Source organism: Haloglomus salinum, from assembly GCF_024298825.1.
Lineage (GTDB): Archaea > Halobacteriota > Halobacteria > Halobacteriales > Haloarculaceae > Haloglomus > Haloglomus salinum.
On the sequence record NZ_CP101153.1, the window covers coordinates 3752932 to 3775112 of the forward strand.

At 69.1% G+C, this 22181-nt stretch carries 25 protein-coding genes; 15 read left to right on the forward strand and 10 right to left on the reverse strand.

Annotated elements, in window-relative coordinates:
- Positions 1-181 precede the first annotated feature (181 nt).
- Together gatC and gatA are read left to right on the forward strand one after the other, a co-directional pair.
- Positions 182-463, forward strand: a complete 282-nt coding sequence (gene gatC, locus NL115_RS18380; RefSeq protein WP_254830776.1) for an Asp-tRNA(Asn)/Glu-tRNA(Gln) amidotransferase subunit GatC — start codon at positions 182-184, stop codon at positions 461-463.
- On the forward strand, positions 463-1827 hold the full coding sequence (gene gatA, locus NL115_RS18385; protein WP_254830777.1) for an Asp-tRNA(Asn)/Glu-tRNA(Gln) amidotransferase subunit GatA: 1365 nt from the start codon (positions 463-465) through the stop codon (positions 1825-1827). Before gatC ends, gatA begins: the two co-directional genes overlap by 1 nt.
- A gap of 54 nt (positions 1828-1881) precedes the next feature.
- Here gatA and NL115_RS18390 read toward each other — a convergent pair whose 3' ends face one another.
- Positions 1882-2667 (reverse strand): DUF6517 family protein, encoded by a 786-nt coding sequence (locus NL115_RS18390; protein WP_254830778.1) that lies wholly within the window; start codon positions 2665-2667, stop codon positions 1882-1884.
- 197 nt (positions 2668-2864) lie between these two features.
- On the opposite strand from NL115_RS18390, the gene NL115_RS18395 reads away from it, so the two are divergent.
- From NL115_RS18395 to NL115_RS18410, 4 genes are all read left to right on the forward strand, one after another.
- Positions 2865-4538 carry a long-chain fatty acid--CoA ligase gene (locus tag NL115_RS18395; protein ID WP_254830779.1) on the forward strand — a complete coding sequence of 558 codons (1674 nt, stop codon included), beginning with the start codon at positions 2865-2867 and terminating at the stop codon, positions 4536-4538.
- Positions 4539-4680: 142 nt separating this feature from the next.
- On the forward strand, positions 4681-5835 hold the full coding sequence (locus NL115_RS18400) for an acyl-CoA dehydrogenase family protein (RefSeq protein WP_254830780.1): 1155 nt from the start codon (positions 4681-4683) through the stop codon (positions 5833-5835).
- A gap of 486 nt (positions 5836-6321) precedes the next feature.
- Positions 6322-6564: a toxin-antitoxin system TumE family protein gene (locus NL115_RS18405; RefSeq protein WP_254830781.1), complete on the forward strand. Its 243-nt coding sequence runs from the start codon at positions 6322-6324 to the stop codon at positions 6562-6564.
- The gene (locus tag NL115_RS18410; RefSeq protein WP_254830782.1) at positions 6500-6946 is read left to right on the forward strand and encodes an HVO_A0114 family putative DNA-binding protein; all 447 of its coding nucleotides are present in this window, start codon (positions 6500-6502) and stop codon (positions 6944-6946) included. Before NL115_RS18405 ends, NL115_RS18410 begins: the two co-directional genes overlap by 65 nt.
- Before the next feature lie 124 nt (positions 6947-7070).
- On the opposite strand, the gene NL115_RS18415 is transcribed toward NL115_RS18410, so the two are convergent.
- Positions 7071-8207, reverse strand: a complete 1137-nt coding sequence (locus tag NL115_RS18415; RefSeq protein ID WP_254830783.1) for an acyl-CoA dehydrogenase family protein — start codon at positions 8205-8207, stop codon at positions 7071-7073.
- A 156-nt stretch (positions 8208-8363) separates the two neighbouring features.
- On the opposite strand from NL115_RS18415, the gene NL115_RS18420 reads away from it, so the two are divergent.
- A complete protein-coding gene (locus NL115_RS18420; protein ID WP_254830784.1) occupies positions 8364-9869 on the forward strand; it encodes a class I adenylate-forming enzyme family protein in 1506 nt (501 codons plus the stop codon).
- 9 nt (positions 9870-9878) lie between these two features.
- Here the strand turns inward: NL115_RS18420 and NL115_RS18425 are convergent, their stop codons facing one another.
- Entirely contained in the window at positions 9879-10748 is an 870-nt protein-coding gene (locus tag NL115_RS18425) for a hypothetical protein (RefSeq protein WP_254830785.1), read from the reverse strand.
- 209 nt (positions 10749-10957) lie between these two features.
- On the opposite strand from NL115_RS18425, the gene NL115_RS18430 reads away from it, so the two are divergent.
- The 4 genes from NL115_RS18430 to NL115_RS18445 all read left to right on the forward strand — a co-directional run bounded on the left by NL115_RS18430 (position 10958) and on the right by NL115_RS18445 (position 12750).
- Complete coding sequence (locus NL115_RS18430; RefSeq protein WP_254830786.1) at positions 10958-11710, forward strand: SDR family oxidoreductase; 753 nt, start codon at positions 10958-10960, stop codon at positions 11708-11710.
- Positions 11711-11757: 47 nt separating this feature from the next.
- A complete protein-coding gene (locus NL115_RS18435) occupies positions 11758-11895 on the forward strand; it encodes a hypothetical protein (RefSeq protein ID WP_254830787.1) in 138 nt (45 codons plus the stop codon).
- A gap of 51 nt (positions 11896-11946) precedes the next feature.
- Positions 11947-12519, forward strand: coding sequence for a thioredoxin family protein (locus NL115_RS18440; protein WP_254830789.1), 573 nt, complete (start codon positions 11947-11949; stop codon positions 12517-12519).
- A 72-nt stretch (positions 12520-12591) separates the two neighbouring features.
- Entirely contained in the window at positions 12592-12750 is a 159-nt protein-coding gene (locus NL115_RS18445) for a hypothetical protein (protein WP_254830790.1), read from the forward strand.
- A gap of 12 nt (positions 12751-12762) precedes the next feature.
- Here NL115_RS18445 and NL115_RS18450 read toward each other — a convergent pair whose 3' ends face one another.
- Both NL115_RS18450 and NL115_RS18455 read right to left on the reverse strand, forming a co-directional pair.
- The gene (locus NL115_RS18450) at positions 12763-12942 is read right to left on the reverse strand and encodes a hypothetical protein (protein WP_254830791.1); all 180 of its coding nucleotides are present in this window, start codon (positions 12940-12942) and stop codon (positions 12763-12765) included.
- Positions 12943-12945: 3 nt separating this feature from the next.
- Positions 12946-14916, reverse strand: a complete 1971-nt coding sequence (locus NL115_RS18455) for an Eco57I restriction-modification methylase domain-containing protein (protein ID WP_254830792.1) — start codon at positions 14914-14916, stop codon at positions 12946-12948.
- An 87-nt stretch (positions 14917-15003) separates the two neighbouring features.
- Between NL115_RS18455 and NL115_RS18460 the strand changes: the two genes are divergently transcribed.
- On the forward strand, positions 15004-15678 hold the full coding sequence (locus NL115_RS18460) for an O-methyltransferase (protein WP_254830793.1): 675 nt from the start codon (positions 15004-15006) through the stop codon (positions 15676-15678).
- A gap of 137 nt (positions 15679-15815) precedes the next feature.
- Here the strand turns inward: NL115_RS18460 and NL115_RS18465 are convergent, their stop codons facing one another.
- The 5 genes from NL115_RS18465 to cofD are packed head-to-tail and all read right to left on the reverse strand — an operon-like array spanning position 15816 to position 19355.
- Positions 15816-16001: a 30S ribosomal protein S17e gene (locus tag NL115_RS18465; protein WP_254822392.1), complete on the reverse strand. Its 186-nt coding sequence runs from the start codon at positions 15999-16001 to the stop codon at positions 15816-15818.
- A gap of 57 nt (positions 16002-16058) precedes the next feature.
- Complete coding sequence (locus NL115_RS18470) at positions 16059-16715, reverse strand: DUF447 domain-containing protein (protein ID WP_254830794.1); 657 nt, start codon at positions 16713-16715, stop codon at positions 16059-16061.
- Complete coding sequence (locus NL115_RS18475; protein WP_254830795.1) at positions 16712-17557, reverse strand: triphosphoribosyl-dephospho-CoA synthase; 846 nt, start codon at positions 17555-17557, stop codon at positions 16712-16714. The genes NL115_RS18470 and NL115_RS18475 overlap by 4 nt, the downstream gene beginning before the upstream one ends.
- Entirely contained in the window at positions 17554-18363 is an 810-nt protein-coding gene (locus NL115_RS18480; protein WP_254830796.1) for a tRNA-dihydrouridine synthase, read from the reverse strand. The genes NL115_RS18475 and NL115_RS18480 overlap by 4 nt, the downstream gene beginning before the upstream one ends.
- The gene (gene cofD / locus NL115_RS18485; protein WP_254830797.1) at positions 18360-19355 is read right to left on the reverse strand and encodes a 2-phospho-L-lactate transferase; all 996 of its coding nucleotides are present in this window, start codon (positions 19353-19355) and stop codon (positions 18360-18362) included. The genes NL115_RS18480 and cofD overlap by 4 nt, the downstream gene beginning before the upstream one ends.
- A gap of 101 nt (positions 19356-19456) precedes the next feature.
- Here cofD and NL115_RS18490 point away from each other — a divergent pair, with 101 nt between their 5' ends.
- The 3 genes from NL115_RS18490 to NL115_RS18500 all read left to right on the forward strand — a co-directional run bounded on the left by NL115_RS18490 (position 19457) and on the right by NL115_RS18500 (position 22181).
- A complete protein-coding gene (locus NL115_RS18490; RefSeq protein WP_254830798.1) occupies positions 19457-20671 on the forward strand; it encodes an HD domain-containing protein in 1215 nt (404 codons plus the stop codon).
- A gap of 87 nt (positions 20672-20758) precedes the next feature.
- Positions 20759-21652, forward strand: coding sequence for a hypothetical protein (locus tag NL115_RS18495; RefSeq protein WP_254830799.1), 894 nt, complete (start codon positions 20759-20761; stop codon positions 21650-21652).
- Between the two features lie 88 nt (positions 21653-21740).
- On the forward strand, positions 21741-22181 hold the full coding sequence (locus NL115_RS18500) for a hypothetical protein (RefSeq protein ID WP_254830800.1): 441 nt from the start codon (positions 21741-21743) through the stop codon (positions 22179-22181).

A 22181-nucleotide genomic window follows, 5' to 3' on the forward strand; every position in this document is an offset into this window, starting at 1 on the left:
TCGAAGAAGTATCATGATTCCGAACGGATGTCGCTCCAGAGACAGACCGGGCCGTCGAATACCGGGTCGGATATACGCTTTCGAAGGGGACCGAGTGACCAGCCGCGGTCGCGGGAGACCCCCGGAACTGGCGGAGCCTGGAGTCGAAACCCTTAGTGCCAGGTCAATCGCATGCCCGGGCATGACCGACACGGACGCCGTCGACCCCGAGGAGGTCCGCCACGTGGCGGGCCTGGCTCGTGTCGACCTCGACGAGGAGGAGGTCGAGCGGTTCGCCGAGCAGTTCGGCGACATCCTCGCGTACTTCGACGCCCTCGACGACGTGCCGGAGACGGACCGCGAGGCCGACCTCGCCAACGTCTTCCGGGCCGACGAGGTACACGAGGGACTCACCCAGGACGAGGCTCTCCAGAACGCCCCCGAGTCAGAGGACGGCCGCTTCAAGGGGCCGCGGGTGGGATGATGGCGGCGCAGGACTCCCCCGGCGAGGGTCGCCTCGTCGCGGACGACTTCGACGACGAGCACGGCGCCTTCCTCACCGTCGAGCGCGTCGAGGGGGCCGACGACGGCCCGCTAGCGGGTGCGACGGTCGCGGTCAAGGACAACATCTCCACGGACGGTGTGCGGACGACCTGCGGCTCGGCGATGCTGGCCGACTACGTCCCGCCCTACGACGCGACGGTCGTCGAGCGCCTGAAGGACGCGGGTGCGACCATCGTCGGGAAGACGAACATGGACGAGTTCGGGATGGGCACCACGACCGAGACGAGCGCGTTCGGTCCCACCGACAACCCGGCCGCACCCGGGCGCGTCCCCGGCGGCTCGTCGGGGGGGTCGGCGGCGGCCGTCGCCGCCGGCCAGGCCGACTACGCGCTCGGGTCTGACACGGGTGGCTCCATCCGCTGCCCGGCCGCGTTCTGCGGCGTCGTCGGCATCAAGCCGACCTACGGCCTGGTGTCGCGCTACGGCCTCGTCGCGTACGCCAACTCGCTGGAGCAGATCGGCCCCATCGCTCGCGACGTGGCGGGCGCGGCGGCCGTGCTCGACGCCATCGCCGGACCGGACGAGCGCGACGCCACGACCCGGCACGACACCCGCGAGGACCTCGCCGAGGCGTACGGTGGCCAACACCCGGCCGACGCGACGGCCTACGCCGACGCGGCCGACGGCGATGTCGAGGGCCTCTCCGTCGGTGTCGTCACGGACCTCGTGGAGGGCGCCGACGAGGCGGTCGTCGAGCGGTTCGAGAGCGCGCTGGACGACCTGCGCGCGGCGGGGGCGACGACCCACGAGGTCTCCCTGCCCTCCGTCGAGACGGCGGTGCAGGCCTACTACGTCATCGCGATGAGCGAGGCGTCCTCGAACCTCGCGCGGTTCGACGGCGTCCGTTACGGGCAGAGTGGCGGCTACGAGGGCGACTGGAACGAGACGTTCGCGAAAGCCCGCGAGGAGGGCTTCGGCGAGGAGGTCAAACGCCGCATCCTCCTCGGGACGTACGCCCTCTCGGCGGGCTACCACGACAAGTACTACAAGCAGGCCCAGGACGCCCGTGCCTGGCTGAAGCAGGACTTCGACGAGGCGTTCGAGGACGCCGACGTGCTGGCCTCGCCGACGATGCCGGTGCCGCCGTTCGAACTCGGCGAGTCGCTGGACGACCCGCTCCAGATGTACCTCGCCGACGCGAACACCGTCCCGGTCAACCTCGCCAATCTCCCGGCTATCTCCGTGCCGGCGGGCGAGACGGACCGCGGTCCGGTGGGGCTGCAGCTCGTCGGGCCGGCGTTCGGCGAGGAGACAATCATCCGCGCCGGCAGCGCACTGGAGTAGCCGTCTCGACAGCCGTTCGCTCCCTTACTCGACGGACGGTCGCCCACGACCGTCTCACTTCACGGTCCGCATCAGGCCGAACGCCTCTTCCCGGTAGGCCTCCGGCGTCAGGCCGAGGTCGATATCCAGCGTCATGTCCAGCGCCGAACTCAGCTGTTTGTCGATGGTGTCCGTGTAGTTCTCGGCGGCGTGGACCGCTCCGGAGACGAGCGTCGACTCCACCTCGTCGTTGTACCAGACGGCGAGCCACCCACGCACGGGGACGGGCTCGCCCTCCAGCGTGATGGTCTCGCCGCCCGTGACGGTGAATCCGAAGTCGTCGACCGGATAGATGGCCCCGTACCGGACGAGGTCGGCCGTCTGGCCGGTGTCGACCTCCAGCGTCGACTCGCCGAGCACCTCGATATCGGTCAGGCCGTCAGCCTCCATCTCGGTCTCGAAGTCGGCCTTCGCGGATTCCTTCGTCCGCTGGAGCACCTCGTCCCGGCCGATGGCCAGCGGGAGGTTGTCGAGTTCAGGGTCGAACTCGATGCGCGTGGCGAAGAAGACGCTCAACTGCCCGGTGACGGAGCCGAGTGTCTTCTCCGCGATCTCCCGGCGGAGGGTCTCGTCCTGATAGCGGATGGTGTGGCCCCTGGCGGTGACAGTCCCCGCGGCGTACTCCTGGGTGAACACCGTTCCGGACTCCTCCTCGTCCTCGCGCCACCCACCTGCCTCGAGTTTCTCCTGGGAGACCTCCGGCGGGGGCACCTTCCCGAGCACGGACCCGAAGAACCCACAGCCGGCGAGTCCGACCCCAGCGACCACCGAGGACGCACCGAGGAACTTGCGCCTGTCCATGTCTCCGCATGGTCGTTCCCGGGGCAAGGGCCTGCTGGCTGGTAATGACGGTTCGAGAACGGTTGACACGGGGACTGGACGGGCCACACATCACCTTCGCGGGCGCTGGTCCGGTCATGGCGGACCGCAGCAGGTCATAAATACCCCGTGGAAGACCGGCAACCTTCAAGCCGGGGCCGGGCGAACCACGAATCGGTATGCCAGGAGGTCACGACCAGACGCTGCGACCGTTCCTGTGGCGCGCCGAGACGCTGTACGAGGACACGGAGATCGTCTCGCGAACCCACGAAGGTATCGAGCGGTACACGTACGACGAGTACGGCGACCGGACCGCCCAGCTCGCACACGCACTGACCGAGGGCGGCATCGAGGAGGGCGACCGGGTGGCGACGTTCTGCTGGAACCATCACCGCCACTTCGAGACCTACTTCGCGGTACCGACCATCGGCGCCCAGCTCCACACCATCAACCCGCTCCTGCCGGACGAACACATCCGGTTCATCGTTCAGAACGCCGAGGACCGGACCATCTTCGTCGACCACTCGCTGTTCCCGAAGCTGGCCGGCGCTATCGCCGACGCCGACGACGAGTTCGACCAGGTCGACCGAGTCGTCGCGATGGGCGAGACAGTGCCCGAGGGCGCCGACGACCTCCCGGTCGACATCGTCGCGTACGAGGACTTCGTCGAGGGGCACCCCACCGAGTACGACTGGCCCGACATCGACGAGGACCAGTCGGCAGGGATGTGCTACACGTCCGGGACGACGGGGATGCCGAAGGGCGTCGAGTACACCCACAAGATGCTGTGGAGCCACACGATGGCCTCGCTCACGCCGCAGGGCATCCCGATGGCCGACGACGACGTCGTCATGCCCGTCGTGCCGATGTTCCACGTCAACGCCTGGGGGATGCCGTTCACGGCGACCGCGGGCGGCTCCAAACACGTCTACCCCGGCCCGTCCCCGGAGCCCGAGGACATCGCGAACCTCATCGAGAACGAGGGCGTCACCATCACGGCCGGCGTCCCGACGGTCTGGATGGGGCTGCAGGACTACATGCAGGACAACGATGTCGACCTGTCCACGCTGGACACGGTCATCGTCGGCGGGTCGGCGGCCCCCGAGTCGATGATCCGCTGGTTCGACGACCACGACGTGACGCTCCTGCACGCGTGGGGCATGACGGAGATGTCCCCGCTGGGCAGCGTCTCGCACCTCAAGTCGGACCTCGAGAACGCCGACTACGAGACACAGATAGACCGCCGCTCGAAGCAGGGCCTCACGGTCCCCGGCGTCGAGTTCAAGGTCGTCGACGACAGCGGCGAAGAGGTCCCCCACGACGGCGATGCGTTCGGCGAACTGTGGATCCGCGGCCCGTGGGTCACGAAGGAGTACTTCGAGCGCCCGGAGGCCAACGAGGAGGACTTCGAGGACGGCTGGCTGAAGACCGGCGATATCGTCACGGTCGACACGGACGGCTACCTCCAGATCGTCGACCGCGCGAAGGACGTCATCAAGTCCGGCGGGGAGTGGATCTCCAGCGTCGAACTGGAGAACGCCATCATGGCCCACGACGACGTGGCCGAGGCCACCGTCATCGGTGTGCCCCACGAGAAGTGGCAGGAACGACCTGTCGCCTTCGTCGTGCCGGGCGAGAACGCCGACGAGTCGACGCTCGACGAGGAGGTCATGGACCTCCTGCGCGAGGACTACCCCAAGTGGTGGCTCCCGGACGACATCGTCTACATCGAGGAGGTCCCCAAGACGGCGACGGGCAAGTTCTCGAAGAAGGACCTCCGCGAGGAGTACGCCGGGCAGTCGCTCATCGAGGAGACCGAGGTACCCGAGGACGCGGCGCCCGACGACGACTGAATCGGTCGTAGCGCGGCGCTGTCGGCGCAGTCACGGTCACGGCCCCTTCCGTGCCGTTTCCCGCCGTGGGGTCGTGGGACCTCAATAGACAGGCACCCACCGCCGTGCGGTTCTTGTTGCTCCCGCTCCAACGTATTGCTGTATGGAACTCGACCTGCTAGAGGCGTCCATCGTCCCGGAGCACGCACGCGACGCCAAGGCGGAGGCGCGAGAGTTCGCGCAGGAACATATCGCACCCAATGCCGAGGCGTACTTCGACAGCGGGGAGTACCCGTGGGAGGTGCTGGAGGCGGGCATGGACGCCGGCCTCGTGGCCGCCGACGTGCCCGAGGAGTACGGCGGCCGGGGCTGGGACCTGTACCAGATTCTCGCCGCGGCCGAGGAGTTCTACCGCGCGGACGCCGGTATCGGGCTGGTCCTGCAGCTCGCCTCGTTCGGCGCCGAGATGACCGACGAGTACGGGTCCGAACGGCAGAAGGAGGAGTACCTCGCGCCCGTCGGTCGCAACGAGCAGATTACGGGCCTCGCGGTCTCCGAACCCGAGACCGGCAGCGACCTCGCCGGGATGGCCACCGTCGCGGAGAAGGACGGTGAGGAGTGGGTGCTGGACGGCGAGAAGTACTGGGTCGGCAACGGCGTGGAGGCCGACTGGGTCACGCTCTATGCGAAGACGGGCGACGACCCGGACAACCGCTACGGCAACTACTCGCTGTTCATCGTCCCGACGGACGCTCCCGGCTACGAGGCCGAGCACACCCCCGAGAAGATGGGGATGCGTGCCTCGAAGCAGGCCCACATCGTGCTGGACGGCTGCCGTATCCCCGAGGAGAATCTCATCGGCACGGAGGGCGCGGGCTTCTACATGCTCGCCGAGTTCTTCAACTACGGCCGCGTGGTCGTCGGCGGGCACGGCCTCGGCATCGCAGCGGCGGCCATCGAGGAGGCGTGGGACTTCGTCCACGGCCGGAACGCGTTCGGCCGGCAGGTCAACGAGTTCCAGGCCGTCCAGCACACGCTCGCGGACATGCGGCTCACCTTCGAGCAGGCCCGCTCGCTCAACTGGCGGGCCGCCGAGAAGGTCGAGACGAAGGACCAGGGCGGCCTCTGGGCGTCGATGGCGAAGGTGGCCTCCACAGAGGCGGCGGTAGACTGCTCGGAACGCGGGATGCAGCTCCACGGCGGTCGCTCCATCTTCCACGACCGGCGCATCGCCCGGACATATCGGGACGCGCGGATTCCGGTCATCTACGAGGGCGCCAACGAGATACAGCGGAACCTCATCTACAGTCAGTCGTAGGGGGAGAACTCTGACTGGACGAATTAGCGCTACTTTGGATATCCGTCACTATGTCCGAGATGGATTTAGAGGATGTATTCGGCAGTCGGGCGCGGCTATGCCTATGCTACGAATTGGCCTCGTCCCGCGCCCACGACGGAGTGCTGATTAAAAACAGTGCAACAGCGGTAACGAGTACTCCAGCAAGAATTCCGGCGGCCACGGTCGCCACATCGGTCGCACCGGCCCCTGCAACCGCTGTTGAGCCAGCGATGACCGCGAGCAAAATGAGTCCGATGTCTATCCGCTTTCGTAGCTCATAATCCATCTTTTCGGCCCTTACTTATCCCGGCCTATTAATTCCCAGTCGTCCCTATTCAGGCTCTGAATAAGCGCTGTAGGTCGGTCACGGTGACACAGAATGGTCACCATCCGATAATTTCGACGAAAATCGTAGGGGTTTACCCCCACGTTTATACTGTAGGGGACCACCCCTACAACACACGGATGGCAGACGACGTGGTCGTCCTCCGGGACGAGCAGACCGCCTACGACGACGGGACCGTCGTCAGGGTGCGACTGCTGCGCGTCCCCGAATCCGACCGGTTCGAGGAGGGCGTGAAGTACGCGCTCCACTACGGCGCCGCCGGCGCGGACGACCCCATCATCCGATTCGATAACCACCATGACCGAGCCCGACGCCATCGACCCCACCGGCCGCACGCTCCACATCCGGCTCGCCGGCGCTGACGACGAGCGGGAGAGCACGAGCGACCTGCTCGAGGCACTCGACAGCGGCGAGGACATCGAACCCGAGTCTGATCCCGTGCTGCGCGTCGAGAGCCTTGCCACGCTCGGGCGCGTCCTCCGCGAGACGAACCTCGAACTCCTCGATGCCATCGCCGAGCACGAGCCCGAGAGCGTCCGGGCGCTCGCACGGGCGGTCGACCGCGGGCCGAAGGAGGTTCTCGAGAACCTGAACGAGCTCGAGGACTACGGCCTCATGGCATTCGAGGAGGACGGTCGGGCGAAGCGACCCTACCTCCCGTACGAAGAGATCGACATCGACATCCAGTACCCACTTCCGCGGTCGGCAGGTGGGCTGGATTCGGTGACATCGTCAGCCGCCTGACCGCACGGACACAGAGGAGCACCCAGCCGCGGGACATCAGCTTAGAGCCAGCTGGACGCATTATCCCATTATATCTCACCCAAACGACATACTTGGAGAATAATACGTCAGACCTCCAAATATACTATAAATCCAGCACTTCCTTCGCGATGATGTTCCGCTGAATCTCGCTCGCGCCCTCGCCGATCTGGTAGATCTTCGTGTGCTTGTAGTGCCGGGAGACTGCGTAGTCGGTCGTGTACCCGTTCCCGCCGTGCAGTTGAATCGCGTCGGAGGCCACCTCCTCCGCAATCTCGCTCGCGTACAGCTTCGCCATCGACGCCAGTTTCGTCGGCTTCTCGTCGTCGTCGACGCGCTGGGCGGCATCGTACACCAGCCGCTGGGCGAGTTCGACCTTCATCGCCATGTCGGCGACCTTGTGCTGGACGGCCTGGAACTCCCGCAACTCGCGGTCGAACTGCTCGCGGTCCTTCACGTAGTCGATGGTCTCCTCCAGACAGCCCTGGGCGATGCCGAGCGCCTGTGCGCCGATGCCGACGCGCTCCTCCTCGAAGAACTCCATCAGCTGGTAGAAGCCGGCGTCCTCGTAGCCGACGAGGTTCTCCTCGGGGACGCGGACGCCGTCGTAGCGGAGCTGGGCGGTCTCGGAGGCGTTCCAGCCCAGCTTGTGGATCTCGCTCTCCACCTCGAAGCCGTCGCGGTCGGTCTCGACGATGATGGCCGAGATGCCGCTGTGGCCCTCGTCGCCGGTGCGACACATCGTGAGGACGTAGTCCGCGATGGTGCCGTGCGTGATGAAGGTCTTCACGCCGTCGATGACGTACTCGTCGCCGTCCTTCTCGGCGGTGGTCTCGATGCCGGCGGCGTTGGAGCCGTGGTTGGGCTCGGTGTTCCCGAGCGCACCGATGAGGTCGCCGTTGGCGACGCCACGAAGAATCCAGTCCTTCTGCTCCTCGGTGCCGTACTCCGTTATCATCCGGGTGCCGAACTCGGTGCCGATGGCGGCGAGCATCCCGGCGTCCACCCGCGATATCTCCTCCATGAACAGGCTCATCTCCAGCTGTGAGAGGCCCGCACCCCCGTACTCGACGGGGATGCCGCCGCCGACGAGGCCGGCGTCGACGGCCTGCTCCCACACCTCCCGTGGCCACTCGCCCGTCTCCTCGTGGTGCTGGGCGACCGGGGCGATCTCGTTCTCGGCGAACTCGCGGGCGGTCTGCTTGATGGCGCGCTCCTCCTCGGACAAGCCGAAATCGACCATACCCGTCCCGGCGGGGCCGCGAGGGAAGGTGTTTGCCCTCTTATCAACGGTACACTGATGTAGAGTTTCTTGAAGCAGGGCGGGCCGGAGTACGGTCGGGCTGTCGGACGGTACCGCCCCCCAATCCCTAAGCCGGAGGCGCACGCGAGTGACGGCATGAATTTCGCGAACTACCTCGACATGGCCGCAGCGGAGGCGCCGACCGACCTCGCCATCACCGACGTCCAGCGGGAACTGACCTATCGCGACCTCGCGGGCGAGACCGACGCCTTCGCGAACGCGCTGGCCGACCTGGGCGTCGCCCCGGGCGACCGCGTGGCGCTCTACCTCCCGAACAGCACGGCGTTCGTGGCGGCGTACTTCGGCGCGATGAAGCACGGTGCCATCCCGTTTCCCATCAACATGCGCTTCGAGGGCCCGGAGGTCGAGTACGTCCTCGACGACGCGGGCGCGACGGCGCTCGTCACGGTGGGGCAGTTCGAGGACGCCGCCGCCTCCTTCGAGACCGACGCCCTCGAACATCTCATCGTCGCGAACGGGGAGCGGGGCCACGACTACGCGTCGCTGGTCGGCGAGCACGCCGGCGCGGGCTACGACATCCACCCGCGGAAGAGCTACGAGCTGGCCGAGCTGGTCTACACCTCCGGCACGACCGGCCGGCCGAAGGGGGTCAAGCACACCCACGGGAACCTGCAGGCGAACGCCGACGGACTCATCGGAGCGATGAACTGGACCAGCGACGAGGTGGCCCTGACGGTCTGTCCGTGCTTCCACGTCTCCGGGCTGAACGTCACCACGACGCCGTTCGTCGTCGCGGGCGCGGAGAACCACCTCCTGCCGCAGTGGGACATCGACCTCGCGCTGTCGACGATGGCCGAGCGCGACGTGACCTACGCCTTCTTCATCCCGACGATGCTCGTCGACATCCTCAACCAGGGCATCGGCGACCACGACCTCTCGGCGCTCGAAACCGTGGGCGTCGGCGGCTCGCCGATGCCGAAAGAGCGCATCGACGCCGCCGAGGAGCTACTGGACGTGAAGCTGCTGGAGGGGTACGGGATGACCGAGACGACGCCGCTCGCGGCCATCAACACGCCCGACCAGGACCTCTACAAGGCGGGGAGCATCGGGCCGCCGGCCCGCGAGGTAGTCGATGTCCGTATCGAGGACCCCGAGACGAAGGAGCCGGTCGGCACGAACGAGAAGGGAGAGATGCTCTGGCACGGCGACACCATCACGCCGGGCTACTACAACCTGCCCGAGGAGAACGAGGAGGCCTTCGTTCAGCGCGAGGGGAAAGCGTGGCTCCGTTCGGGCGATGTGGCCCGGCAGGACGAGGACGGTCACCTGTTCGTCGAGGACCGCATCGACGACATGATAATCACCGGCGGAGAGAACGTCTACCCCCGCGAGGTCGAGGAGGTGCTGTACGGAGTCGAGGGCGTCGAAGAGGCCGCAGTCGTCGGCGCGCCGGACGACCGGCTGGGCGAGCGCATCGTCGCGTTCGTCGTCGGCGACGTGACCGCTGACGCCCTCGAATCGGCCTGTCGCGGCACGCTGACCGACTACAAGGTTCCGAAGGAGTTCCGCGTGGTCGACGCGTTGCCGAAGACCTCCACGCAGAAGATGGACAAGGTGGCGCTTCGCGACCAGCTGGACTGACCTGTCCGGTCAGGGCTCGCTCACGGAGAGCGAGAACCCCCAGGTGAACGAGTTCCCGTCGGTGGTTCCGGTCGGCGTCTCACCCTCGGAGACCGACACCTCCTCCTCCCAGCGGTACGTGCCCGGCTCCATGTAGCCCTCGGCCCGATAGTCGCTCCAGAGGACGTACTCGTTGCTGACGGACTCGCCCTCGGCGTACTCCTTCTTCAGGCAGCCGTACGCGGCGTACGCGCGCGGCTCGTCGGAGTCCCGGTCGGCCTCCCAGCGGTTCCCGTTGCGGTCGATGCGGTCTGCCTGGCCGGGGTCGTGCAACCAGAGTCCGGCGGGTCGGTCGCTCCCACCCTTCGAGCGGTTGAGGAGGCTGCAGTCGTCCGGGGCGACGGAGATGGAGCGTGGCGAGCCGGTGTTGGTCGTGGTGATGCGCAGGCGCGCGGGCTCCGCGTCCGTCACCCGCGAGCGCAGGAGTTCGGCGTCTATCTCCACCTCGAACCCGGTGGGCACCGAGTCGACGCTGACCAGCGAGACCGTCCGCTGGAGGCCCTCGTGGGGCGTCCCCGTGGCCGTCTCCTCATCGGGTGTCGGTGAGTCGGTCTCCGTGTCCTGTGGCGTCTCCGTCTCGGACTCCGTGGCGGTCGTGGGGCTGTCCGTCTCGGCGTCGGTCGGCGTGTCCGTGGCAGTCTCCGCGTCGGTCGCGGTGGGGGAGTCGGTGTCCGTCGGCGAGTCGGTCGCGGGTCGACGGGTGGGCGAGGGAGAGGCGGTCCCGGTAGCCGTACCCGTCCGGGGCGTCTCGGAGGCGGCTGGCCCCTGCTGGTTCGAGCACCCGGCGAATCCGATGGTACATGCGCTGCCGAGCCATGCGAGCAGGCGTCGTCGGTTCATAGGACCCGTCCCGACTCCACCTCGTAAGTGCCTTGGGTCGCTCGGAGGGACGGCGGCCCTCCTGACCGCGTGGTAAATACGCCCCGTCTCCGTGTGGGAGAGGTTACTTGTACCCGCCGGCGGTGGAATCCGACATGTCGGACCACAGTGAACCCACGGAAAGTTGGCCAGCCACGCCCCCGTCCACAGATGTCTTCGCGGACGACCTCATGGAGGGCGAGACCTGCCTCATCACCGGCGGCGGCACGGGCATCGGCGAGGAGATGGCGCTGGCGTTCGCCGAGCACGGCGCCGACGTGGCCATCGCCAGCCGGGACATGGACCACCTCGAACCCGTCGCCGAGGCCATCGAGGAGAAAGGTGTGAACGCCTGCGCCACGACCGTCGATGTCCGCGACAAGGAGGTCGTCGACGAGATGCGCGACACCGTCCTCGACGAACTCGGCGACATCACCGTCCTCGTCAACAACGCGGGCGCGAACTTCCTCACCCCGTTCGAGGACCTCTCGGTCAACGGCTGGCGCGCCGTGGTCGGGACTATCCTCGACGGCACGGCCTACTGCACGATGAGCGTCGGCGAGCACATGCGCGAGCACGGTGGCGGCTCCATCATCGCGATGGGCGCGACCAACAGCGTGGACGGCGCCCCCTTCCACGGCCACTCCGGGGCCGGCAAGGCGGGCGTCCACAACCTGATGCAGACCGTCGCCAGCGAATGGGCGAAGTACGGCATCCGCGCCAACACCATCGCGCCGGGTATCATCGAGACCGAAGGCGTGTCCGAGGCTGCCGGCGGGGCGCTCCCACCACAGCTCCTCGACGAGATGGCGGCGGACCGCTTCGGCGTCGCACAGGACTGTGTACCGCTCGCGGTGTTCCTCGCGAGCCGGGCCTCGGCGTACGTCACGGGCTCGTACTACCAGGTCGACGGGGGCCATCTCGTGCGTCAGTCACCCTACTGAGCCAGCGAGTGCGCACCCTTTTCCGGAACCGGGCGAAGAGGCGATACATGGGTCACTGTATCGCCTGTGGCGAGGAACTGGTCGAGGTCGTCGAGAGCGACACGGACGCGAAGTTCAGCGACGCCACCGTCTGGGAGTGTTCGGCGTGCGGCGCGATACTCGGCGTGACCGAGTACGGCGTCTGACCCGGGGGCGCCGGAACGCACATCCCGGTCCCGGCCCAACTCCCGACCGACATGGTGATGATGGAATCCGAGGCGGACGCCCTGGAGCGCGGCGACACCGCCCCCGGCTTCGAGCTGCCCGGAACCGATGGCGAGACGTACACGCTCGAGAGCTTCGCCGACAGAGATGCGCTCCTGCTGGTGTTCACCTGCAACCACTGCCCGTACGCGAAGGCGAAGTTCGAGGCGTTGAACGGTATCGCCACGGACTACGACGACGTGGCCGTCGTCGGTATCAACCCGAACGACGCCGAGGAGTACCCAGAGGACTCCTTCGAGGCGATGCAGGCGTCTGTCGAGTCCGGCGAGGTCCGGTACGACGCCTACCTCCGCGACGAGAGCCAGGCGGTCGCCGCGGCGTACGGCGCGACCTGCACGCCGGACCCGTTCCTGTTCGCCAACCACGACGGGGAATGGCACCTGAAGTACCACGGCCGGGTCGACGACGCGATGAACCCCGATGCCGAACCGTCCGGCGAACCCGGCTTCGAGATGCGCGATATCATCGACACGGTGCTGGCAGGGGAGCCGGTGGAGACGGAGATGCGGCCCTCGCGTGGCTGCTCTATCAAGTGGCGCGACTGAGCCGGCTGCCCGCTTCCATCGCTCTGGCACCGACCGGCAACCGTTTTCACCGGAGCCACCGACACTCACGGTATGGCCCTCACCGACTACCTCGACGAAGCAGAACCCGCCGCGCTCGTTGTTATCGGGCTCGTGCTGATCGTCATCCCCGAACCCGCGACCACGACGCTGGGCGCGGGCGTCTTCCTGTTCGGCCTCGCGTACATGGCCTACGAGTGGAACCGGCCCTGAACGACCCCGGCGTCACGGCATCGTGGCGATTTCGGCGGTACGCTCGCTCCCGGCAGCCACGGTGCCACCGTGGAAGCAGTGGGTCGTCTCGACATCGAGTTCGCCCAGCGGTTCGGCCGACGCGAGCGCCGTGTCCACCGCCTCGATGAAGTTCCCCGTCAGCCGGAGCCGATAGTCGGCGCGACGGCGCATCCCTCAACCGTCCTCCACGTCGTCGCCCATGCCGTCTTCGGCAGTTTCCGCGGCCTCCCCGCTCGACGGCTCCTTTCCGGCACGACCGGCGCCATCGAACGCGTCGAGGTGGCGGACCTGTTCGGATACCGTCTCGGCGCCGTCGATACGCCGGCGCAGCATGGCCTCGTGGGCGGCCTGCAGGTCCGCTACGGACATCGACACGTCGAGCGCTGCGAGTACGGCCTCGTCGAGGGCCTCCTGCGCGGCGGCGCCGTCGAGCAGTCGTTCGCCCGCCTCACGGATGACCTCGCGCTCGGCCGCCGAGAACCGTGCCGGGTCGGGTATCGGGACGGACGACACCTCGTAGGTGAGAAGCTGGAGTGCGCCGCCGCCCTCGTGGCGCCCCCAGAGTTCGAGCATGACCTTGTGCAGGGTGGAGTTCAGCAGGTGCGGAACGACCGACTCGTACTCCGTCACGTCGACGCGCTGGATGGCGTTGGTCGGCGCGAACCCGCCCGCGTTCTCGACGGTGAAGACGCGCTCGTCGTAGAAGACGGGATGCAGGACCTCCGGGGCGGGTAACTCGCCGAGATTGAACCAGGGTGTGTGCTGGGAGACGGTCCGGCCCTCCGGAACGCCCTCGGCCGCTCCGTGCCGGATGTAGTCCAGGACGGCCTCGTGACCGTCCTCGCGGAGGGCTTCCTTCACCTCGCTCGCGAGGTCGGAGTGGGTGGGTGCCTCGACCCTCTCGCGAACTGCCTCGACGTACGGGTGCAGGTCGAAGAGGTACTGGTCGGTCGTCTCGAGCCGCCGGGACTCGATATCACGGAGGGAACGGATGGCGGGCCGCAGGACGGCGTCGGGAAGGTCCCACGCCGCCACGTCGCGCTCGTCGAGCAGGAAGAAGTCGTTGTTCCCGGTCTTGTTCCCGAACGAGACCGCCGCGTACGTGTCGAGCCGGACCAGCCCGTCGCTGTCGACCAGCCCGACGAACGGGGAGGGTGCCGTGAGGTAGTAGCCGAGTTTCGTGCCGCCGCGCTCCGCGAGTCGTCGTTGCGGAACGCTCACGACGCGATGTGAGTCCCGGACATCGAGCGCGAACGGCTGGCCCTCGGGGACCGTGCGGGCCGTCCCGACGATGTCCGCGAGCGTCCCGGGCACGACGGGCTCGTTCAGTCGGACGAAATCCGTCACGGTGTCGGCGCGTCCGTCCGGGTCGTCGCACCGCTCGACAAGCAGCAGGACCGTGTCCACCATCGCGTCGAACGCACGCGCGGAGAACCCGACGACGGCCGCCACCGCCGCGTGGTCGTAGAGGAACTCCTGCAGGTCCTCTCCGTATCGTGTGTCGAGCCACTTGCTCGGGAGGACGAACCCGAGGCGGCCGCCCTCGCGGAGGAACTGCAGGCCGTGGGTGACGAAGTAGACGTAGGCGTCCGCTCTCGCCGAGAGTTTCCTGCTTCCGTCGTGGTAGGGCTGCTCGCCGTCCGGACCGTACGCACGCAGGTGGTCGCGGTAGTGGTCCCGGTCCCGTGACAGGGCCTCCTGTCGCAGGTACGGTGGGTTCCCGACCACGGCGTCGAACGTCGCCCCGCGGCCCGCGCCCCCCGGCAGGTCTCCGGGTGAGCAGTCGAAGAACGACGCCGTAACGGTCCGCGCATCCCCGTCCGACAGGGACCGATCTCCCGAGGTGAGATTGCTCGCGGTCAGGTCGAGCGCGGCCCGGTCGACATCGACCGCCACGACCTGGTCGAGAACCTCGCGTCGGGTCGCCGTCGGGGCCGTCTCCGCGAGCCGGTCGCGCGCCGCGACGGCGAACCGTCCGCTCCCGGCAGCAGGGTCGAGCACGCGCGCCGGACCGCCCTGCGGGCGAATCGCCCACTCGCAGACCCCCGCCGCGATGGCCGGCGGAGTGTAGTAGATACCCAGCCCCTCGCGGCGAGCGTCGGGCTGGCTCGCCTCGTACCGCGCCCCCGGCGAGTCCTCGTCCATGGGCGTGGCTGCGGAGCCACCGGCATAACCGTTCGTCCTCGGTCGGCCCACGGTGGCTTTACCCTCCCGGCCGACCCTGTCCGGGATATGGACACAGAGGAGTTCCTGCCGTCGGTGACGGCGTCGTTCGCGTCGACCGTCGGTCCGGACGCCGACGAGGTGGTGCAGGAGATGGACGCTCGCGCCGACCGCGAGGGGTTCCCGACCGTGGGGCCGGCTGTGGGCGGCTGGCTCCGGCTGCTCGCCCGCGCTGTCGACGCCGAGCGGGTCTTCGAGTTCGGCTCCGGCTTCGGCTACTCGGCCTACTGGGTGGCCCCCGCGCTCCCGCCGGACGGCGAACTCGTCCTGACGGAGGTCGACGCGGACGAACTGGCCGACGCCCGTGACTACCTCACCCGCGGCGGCTACGCCGACCGCGCCGTGTTCGAGGCCGGCGACGCGCTCGCCACCGTCGAGCGCTACGACGGCACGTTCGACCTCGTACTGCTCGACCACGAGAAGGAACGCTACGCCGAGGCGTTCGAGGCCGTCCGCGGGAAGGTCCCCGTCGGTGGCATCGTCTGTGCGGACAACGCGATGACGGCCGGCCCCATCGAGTTCGGCGCACTCCGGGAACTGGTCGCCGGCGAGGACGGTATCGACACGACCGACGCGACCCGCGGTATCGCCGAGTACCTCCAGACCGTCCGCGCGGACCCGGCGTTCGAGACGACGCTGCTCCCCCTCGGGGAGGGATTGGCGGTGAGCATCCGGACCGGCTAACAGACATATAGCAGACTTCCAGCTTATTCAAACACCTCGGCAGAAGCCTGAGATATAATGAGGAAAAGATTGATATACTCGACATGTCGGAGCATTTCCACTGTCGAGGCAGTGCGCTCGACGAAGGAATCTCGGCCTCAGGCGACGGGTCGCTTCTTGCGTGTGACGTAGCCCGCGATGCGGTTGCGAACGCCCTTGGATTCGACGTTGGTGGTCTCCGTGACGACCTCCTTGTTGTGGTCGAAGTCCTGGCCGAAGGCGTCCGGGTAGCGCTCGAGCAGTCGGTTCCCGATCTTCTTGATGTAGGCGGGCTTGATAGCCATGGTATCCGACAACTCGACGCTCCGTACCTAAAAACGTTCGACTCCGGATTCGCCGTGTCAGGCGTCGGCACGACCGTCGCCGCGCCAGTTCACGAGGTCCTCGAACCGTTCCCACGCGGCCGCCTCACGCTCGCCCGCACAGGAGTCGACCACATCGGCGTAGTGAGCGATACGCGCCCGGAGCCGTTCGTCGTCGAAGCCGGGCACTCCGAGACGGGACGCCGCCACGGTCGCCTCGACGACGGCCGCCCGGGCCCGGTTGTGGACCGGCACCTCGCGCGAGCGCACGACCGACTCGACGGGAGAGAGCGCCCAGTCGACCCACTCCGTGCCGTCCTCGGCTCCCGCATCGAGGCGTTCGACCCGGACCTGGGCCCAGGCGGCGGCGCTCTCGAGTACCGGCTCGTCGGCCTCGCGGACGCTACACGCGGCCTCGACGAAGTCGACGGGGTCGGTCCAGAACTGGACGTACCCGTCCCCGCGCTCCTCGAAGTTGCGACGCGTCCGGGTCCGGCCCCAGGTCCGGGCCGTGACCGGGGCGGCCTTCGAGTCCGGTGCCGACAGGCCCAGCGCCGCCACGTTCCAGCGGTCGTTCGGGCCGCGCGTCGTCACGACGGACTCGGCCACGCCACGGCCGGCGAGGTCGACGGGCCACCCGGCACTGGGTGGGCTGTCTCCGTCACGAGGCGCCCTGGCTGGCGGGTCGGCGGTCACACCGACACCCCCCGCCGGAGCGCGACGAACAGGGCGCCCGCCGTCAGGTCGGCCGTCGTGCCGGGGTTGACGCCCTCGGCCACGAGTTCGTCCCCGAGCGCTGCCGGGTCGGTCTCGCCGTCGCGCGCGGCCCGGGCGCGCTCGCGGATGGAGACGGCCGTCTCGTGGTCGTGGGTCTTGACGACGAACGTATCGAGTTCGGTGGCGAGCAGGTCGAGGAAGACGCGGGAGGCACGGTCCGGGACGGGCCCGTCGTCGGACAGGATGGCCTCGGCGGCCTCGAACACGCGCGGGAAGCCGTCGACCCACTCGGCGGCGACGCCGTCGACATCGGCCGAGCGCGCCATCACGTCCGCCAGCGTGAGGCCGCGCTCGCGGAGTACCGGCTCGGCGTCACCGCCCCGCCGGACATCGAGGTCGGCCATCCCATCGGGCGGGTCGTCGACAGCCACGTCGACCGCGTCGAAGGCGCGGTAGAACCCGACGGCGTCGTCGACCGTGGTCGCGGTCACCACGGCCGCAGCCCCGTCCGGCGAGAGGTCGTCCGCGGCGTCGGCGTAGGCGAGCGGCAGGACGGTGAGGATGGCCCCGAACTGGGTGTTGCCACCCTGCTGGTGGCTCATCCCCTCGATGGCACGCCGGAAGGCCGCCCCGAGCGGCGCGTCCGGCACGGCCCGGAAGGCCGGTTCGGCCCCGACCGCGCCGGTGAGGAAGTGCTCGAACCGGAGGTCGTCGTGGTCGTGGTGGCGGTCGACGTTTCCGGGCTTCGGCGTCCCGGTGACCTCCAGCAACAGCGCGAGTACCGCGTCCTGTGCCGCGGTCCGGGGACTCGGACTCGTCACCGGTCGCCACCTCCGTCGGCCGCAGTCGGTCGCCCTGCGGGAGCCGACTCGTCGAACCACTCCGTCACCGCGGCCCGGACGCGCCGCAGGACCTCGGGCCGGTCGCTCGGCCGACCGACCGAAACCGCGTCGGCGCCGTACGAGAGGTACTCGCGGACCGTGCGGCGGTCCCGGACGCCGTTGTTCGCGACGACGACGGCGTCGGGGCAGGCCGCGGCCACCGCGGCCACGGCGCCCTCCGAGTCCATCGCGTCGACGTGGAGGAGGGCCGCGCCGGCCGCGTGTGCGCGGCGACACACCGCCGGCAGGTCGACCCCCGGTACCTCCGTCCGGCACTTGACGCTGACCGTCGCGCCGGCCTCGCTCGCGGCCCGGACCTGTGCGGCGAGTCGCTCCGTGTCGCTGAGGAGCGACTGCCCGGCGCCGGCCGCGCACATCTCGTCCTGCCGGCAGTGGGCGTTCACCTCGATGATGGCGTCGTGGCGGGCACAGACCTCGGCAGCCTCGGCGACCGGGTCGGGACCGGCCGCGCGGACGTTGAACGCCGGGCGGAGGGGCGCGTCGGCGAGTGCGGCGAGTTCGTCATCGACGAATCCGAGCGGGTCCTCCGGGAGGAACTCATCACGGTCCCGTTCGACCAGCTCGCGGGCGGCCTCCCGGGTCGGCTCGTCCAGCGCGATACCGCCGAGGACGGCGCAGCCGACGTGGGGCGCGGCCGCCCGGGCCCAGGCCGCGTCCGACTCGCCGGAGAGCGACGCGGCGGCGACACGGGGCACGAACGCCGGCGTGTCGGCAGCCGGGGTCATGCGCCGACGACCTCCAGCGCCTCCTGGCACGCGCGCGCCACGCGCTCGGCATCGGCCGCCGTGGAGAGCGTCGTGTCCGTGCGGACCACCGGGCGGTCGAGGTCGGTGCCGTCCTCGTCGTCGAGGACGAACGCGTCGACCCCGGGGTAGGCATTCGCGACGCCGCGTGTCGAGGGCTCGTAGCCGACCGCTTCCATCAGCTTCGCCGCCGGCCCGGAGAACACCCGGTCCTCGACGAACGGGGAGACGGCGACCGTCGGCGTCCGGTCGAGCGCCTCGTGGAACGCGTCCATCGCGGTCATCGGGCCGATGCTCGTGACCGGGTTCGAGGGCCCGATGATGACCGGCTCCGTGAGCGCCGTCAGTACCTCGTCGGTCGGCTCGGCGGCTCCGGCGCCCCGGAACTCGACGGACTCGACGGCCGGTTCCGCGCGCCGGTGGACCCAGAACTCCTGGAAGTGCATCGGCCCCTCGTCGGTGTGGACGATGCTCGCGACGGGGTCGTCGCTCATCGGCAGGAGCGTCCGTTCGAGGCCGAAGGCGTCGGCGAGACGCCCGGTGACCTCGGTGAGCGAGTGGCCCTCGTCGAGCAGCGAGGTGCGGGTGACGTGGACGGCGCGGTCGCGGTCGCCGATCTCCATGAACTCCGCGACGCCGGAGAAGCGCCGCCAGCGGGCGATGTCGCGGCCGGTAGTCTGGCGGTCGTCGGGGAGATAGCGCGGCCCCGGCCCGAGTCCGGCCGCGTCGGCGAGTTCCCGCAGGCGGTCGTGGGTCGCGGTTGTGTCGTCCTCGATACCCCACCAGCGCTCGCGGTCGAGGACGCCGCCCTCCAGGAAGAGGACCGTATCGAGGTCCGGACAGACGAGGTGGCCGCCCAGCTCGACATCGTCGCCGGTGTTGGCGACGACGGTCGTCGCAGCGGGGTCGAAGACGGCGTCCGCGCCGGCCAGCAGCTTCGGCGTCCCCGTGCCGCCGGCGAGGAAGGTGACCATACCCACGGCTCCGGCGTGCCGGGACTAACAGGTTTCGCTCGCCGGAGAAGTGGCGATGGCCACGCGTAGCCTTTTGCCGTATCGCGAACTACGTCCGGCCGATGGTCACCATCAAGGACTCCGTCCACGACCACATCGACATCGAGGGTGTGGCGGAGCCCCTGCTCGCGACGCCGCCGGTCCAGCGGCTCCGGCGCATCCGGCAACTGGGGACCGTACAGCTGGTGTATCCGTCGGCCAACCACACGCGCTTCGAGCACTCGCTCGGGGTGCTCCACCTCGCCGACCGCGCGCTCGAGCACCTCTCGGTCGCCGGCCAGCAGGCCGAGCGCGTCCGGGCGGCCGCGCTCCTCCACGACATCGGGCACTCCCCCTACTCGCACAACACCGAGGCGGTCGTGGAGCGGTACACGGGTCGCGCCCACGACGACGTAGGGCCGCTCATCACCGAGGGGTCGGTCGCGCGCGTGCTGACCGAGCACGACCTGGACCCGGCGAAGGTCGCCGGGCTCGTCCGTGGCGAGGGGGAGCTGGGCCAGCTCGTCTCCGGTGAGCTCGACGTCGACCGGATGGACTACCTCGTCCGGGACGCCCACCACACCGGCGTCCCGTACGGTACCATCGACCAGGCGCGGCTCGTCCGGGAGCTGGCGCTGGTCGACGGCGAACTCGCGCTCGACGAGGGGAACGTCCAGACCGCCGAATCCCTGCTGCTGGCCCGGGCACTGATGAACCCGACCGTCTACAACCACCACGCCGCCCGCGTGGGGAAGGCGATGCTCCGACGCGGCGCCGAGCGCCTGCTCGAGTGCGGCGTCGCGCCAGAGGAACTCCGGCGGATGGACGACTGGGCGTTCCACGTCGCACTCCGGAACGAGGACGCGACCGCCGCTATCGCCCACCGACTCGACCGCCGGGACCTGTTCAAGCGCGCGGTCTGGGCCGAACTCGTCGACGTGCCCGACGACCTGCTCGCTGCCGACCATCACGAGGTCCAGTCGCTTGAGGCGGACATCGCCGACCGGGCCGGGGTCGACATGGACGCGGTCATCGTGGACGTGCCCGGCGAACCGCGGATGAAGGAGTCGACGACGAAGGTCGTCGTCAACGGTGAGGCCCGGCGCCTGGACCAGCAGTCGGCGCTCGTCGACGCGCTCCGGACGGCCCAGCGCGAACAGTGGCGGATGGGCGTCTACTGCCCCGCCGAACACACCGGGACCGTCGGTCCGGCCGCCGAGGCCGTCCTCGGTCTGGAACTCGACGCGCTCGTGACGGACGTGCGAACCCGGATGCACGCGCGCCTCGACGACTTCTGACCGCGCCCTCGCCGTCGTCGCGACAGCGTGTGACGCCGGCGCGACACCTCGGACCGCTTTTACGCGGCGACCGCCTATCCGGAGTGAATGGCCGACGACGCGGATACGGGGTACGTCTGTACCCAGTGCGGTCGCCAGCACCCGACGGACATGTCGACCTGCGAGTGCGGGTCGGCCTCGTTCCGGCCGGTGACAGAGCGGCTCACCCGGAAGTGTACCGAGTGCGGAACGCTCGTGGCGAGAGGGGTCGAGAGCTGTCCGGAGTGTGGCTTCCGGTCGTTCGAACCCCTCGACGCGGGGCCGACCGCCGGCGAGGTCGCCACGGGATACAAGGAGTGGCGCTGCACGGAGTGTGGCCGCTCGCACCAGCGCAACAACCCGCCGTGCAAGCGCTGTGGGAACGGTACCTTCGAGCGGGTCGATGTCGACGCCGACGAGGTGACGCCGACGGAGTTCGTCGACGGCCGGTGGTACGAACTCGACCGGCCCACCATCGGGCTGGCGCTCGTCGCGGTGCTCCTCGTGAGCGTCGTGGGCGCGGGGCTGCTCGGTGTCGGCCCGCTGGCACCCGACCCGCCGTGGACCGCGACCGTCGACGAACCCGCGCTCGAATCGGCCGTCGTCCAGGACCTCAACGACGCCCGGGTGGAGAACGGGGCCGACCCGCTGGGCTCGGACGCCGACCTCGACGACGCCGCGGACGCCCGGGCAACGGCGCTCGCGTCGGGCGACGGCGGGACGACCGTCGCCGACCGCGTGAACAGGTGTGACGCCACCGGCGACTCGGTGACGGTCAGTGCCGACCAGCGTCCGCCGGGCGACGGCGGCGACCCGACGACCGCCGAACTCTCACGAGCCGTCGTCTCCACGTTCCTGTCCGACGACGGCGGCGACCCGTTCCTCGACCCGTCGGCCTCCCGTGTCGGCGTGGGGGTCGCGAGCGACGGCGGCCGGCTGGCCGTCACCGTGGCGGTCTGCTGAGGGGACACAACGACGGGGGCGACCACCTGCCAGCGCCGGTGCCTTTTTGAGCTTGCCCGGGTGAACGGGTACCAAGTGAAACGCACACATGCCACAGGCAGGATTACTCGCGAGCACCGTCCTCATGGGCGTGCTCACCGCAGGGCTCGTGATGCTGGTGGCGAACGGCCGCAGGTGGCGGAGCTACACGCCCACCGCGCTCCCCACGACCCGGGCGAGCGGGGAGCCGATGTCCGAGCGGCCGGGGATGCTCGCGCTGGGGTTCATCGCCGTCGTCTTCGTCGTCGGCGGGGCCGTCGTCCTGCTGGCCGGCGGCCTGACGACGATGGGGACCACCGCGCCGTCCATCGACATGGCGGTGGCCGTCTCGGCACTCCTCGGCCTGCTTCTGGCAGGGTTCGCGGTCGTCGGCTCGTACTCGACGGCCCGCTCGCACGGCGCCGGCTACGCGCAAGCACTGCTGGTCGGCCTCTGGGCACTCGGCCTCCTGTTCGTGCTCGCGGTGGCCGCGAAGCTGTTCCTCGGCTGA

Coding starts and splice junctions, on each gene's coding strand:
- NL115_RS18500 (WP_254830800.1), top strand. CDS start 21,741: ATGCCACAGGCAGGATTACTCGCGAGCACCGTCCTCATGGGCGTGCTC.
- NL115_RS18465 (WP_254822392.1), bottom strand. CDS start 16,001: ATGGCTATCAAGCCCGCCTACATCAAGAAGATCGGGAACCGACTGCTC.
- NL115_RS18480 (WP_254830796.1), bottom strand. CDS start 18,363: ATGACCCCGGCTGCCGACACGCCGGCGTTCGTGCCCCGTGTCGCCGCC.
- NL115_RS18445 (WP_254830790.1), top strand. CDS start 12,592: ATGGCCCTCACCGACTACCTCGACGAAGCAGAACCCGCCGCGCTCGTT.
- NL115_RS18410 (WP_254830782.1), top strand. CDS start 6,500: ATGACCGAGCCCGACGCCATCGACCCCACCGGCCGCACGCTCCACATC.
- gatA (WP_254830777.1), top strand. CDS start 463: ATGGCGGCGCAGGACTCCCCCGGCGAGGGTCGCCTCGTCGCGGACGAC.
- NL115_RS18450 (WP_254830791.1), bottom strand. CDS start 12,942: ATGCGCCGTCGCGCCGACTATCGGCTCCGGCTGACGGGGAACTTCATC.
- NL115_RS18455 (WP_254830792.1), bottom strand. CDS start 14,916: ATGGACGAGGACTCGCCGGGGGCGCGGTACGAGGCGAGCCAGCCCGAC.
- NL115_RS18400 (WP_254830780.1), top strand. CDS start 4,681: ATGGAACTCGACCTGCTAGAGGCGTCCATCGTCCCGGAGCACGCACGC.
- NL115_RS18405 (WP_254830781.1), top strand. CDS start 6,322: ATGGCAGACGACGTGGTCGTCCTCCGGGACGAGCAGACCGCCTACGAC.
- NL115_RS18495 (WP_254830799.1), top strand. CDS start 20,759: ATGGCCGACGACGCGGATACGGGGTACGTCTGTACCCAGTGCGGTCGC.
- NL115_RS18425 (WP_254830785.1), bottom strand. CDS start 10,748: ATGAACCGACGACGCCTGCTCGCATGGCTCGGCAGCGCATGTACCATC.
- NL115_RS18440 (WP_254830789.1), top strand. CDS start 11,947: ATGGTGATGATGGAATCCGAGGCGGACGCCCTGGAGCGCGGCGACACC.
- NL115_RS18395 (WP_254830779.1), top strand. CDS start 2,865: ATGCCAGGAGGTCACGACCAGACGCTGCGACCGTTCCTGTGGCGCGCC.
- NL115_RS18430 (WP_254830786.1), top strand. CDS start 10,958: ATGGAGGGCGAGACCTGCCTCATCACCGGCGGCGGCACGGGCATCGGC.
- NL115_RS18490 (WP_254830798.1), top strand. CDS start 19,457: ATGGTCACCATCAAGGACTCCGTCCACGACCACATCGACATCGAGGGT.
- NL115_RS18435 (WP_254830787.1), top strand. CDS start 11,758: ATGGGTCACTGTATCGCCTGTGGCGAGGAACTGGTCGAGGTCGTCGAG.
- NL115_RS18390 (WP_254830778.1), bottom strand. CDS start 2,667: ATGGACAGGCGCAAGTTCCTCGGTGCGTCCTCGGTGGTCGCTGGGGTC.
- gatC (WP_254830776.1), top strand. CDS start 182: ATGACCGACACGGACGCCGTCGACCCCGAGGAGGTCCGCCACGTGGCG.
- NL115_RS18460 (WP_254830793.1), top strand. CDS start 15,004: ATGGACACAGAGGAGTTCCTGCCGTCGGTGACGGCGTCGTTCGCGTCG.
- cofD (WP_254830797.1), bottom strand. CDS start 19,355: ATGGTCACCTTCCTCGCCGGCGGCACGGGGACGCCGAAGCTGCTGGCC.
- NL115_RS18420 (WP_254830784.1), top strand. CDS start 8,364: ATGAATTTCGCGAACTACCTCGACATGGCCGCAGCGGAGGCGCCGACC.
- NL115_RS18415 (WP_254830783.1), bottom strand. CDS start 8,207: ATGGTCGATTTCGGCTTGTCCGAGGAGGAGCGCGCCATCAAGCAGACC.